This is a genomic window from Ahrensia sp. R2A130 (assembly GCF_000179775.1).
Taxonomy (GTDB): Bacteria; Pseudomonadota; Alphaproteobacteria; order Rhizobiales; family Rhizobiaceae; genus Pseudahrensia.
Genome location: NZ_AEEB01000029.1, coordinates 1 through 341 on the forward strand (window position 1 = coordinate 1; position 341 = coordinate 341).

General features: G+C 43.4%; 1 protein-coding gene. It reads left to right on the top strand.

Annotation, left to right across the window (positions count from 1 at the left end):
- Positions 1 to 299, top strand: a 299-nt coding sequence (locus tag R2A130_RS18280; RefSeq protein WP_211098069.1) for a ketopantoate reductase C-terminal domain-containing protein, incomplete at its 5' end; no start/stop codon positions are given.
- Positions 300 to 341: the final 42 nt, after the last annotated feature.

Sequence of the window (341 nt, forward strand, 5' to 3'; positions counted from 1 at the left end):
TGAGTACATCAATGGGAGGGATGAAACCTGATTATAATACTGTGATATTCAAAGGACCAGGGCTTACACAGTTAGGGGCCTGTAATGTACAGGCTAGGAGGCAAGTTACAGAACTATATAACCACTACTTTATGCAACACTTTGAACCCATTGAGCTCACCAATGATATTGCTGAAGTCCGCTGGCAAAAGTTATGTGTGAATATTGCAATCAACCCTTTGACGGCCTTATTGGAGTGTCCAAACGGTGCATTGCAAACTCCCGCCTATGCAACACAAGTGTTAAAAACTACTCAATGAAGCCTGCTTTGTGCTCAATGTGAGGGGGTGAATTGCAACTCG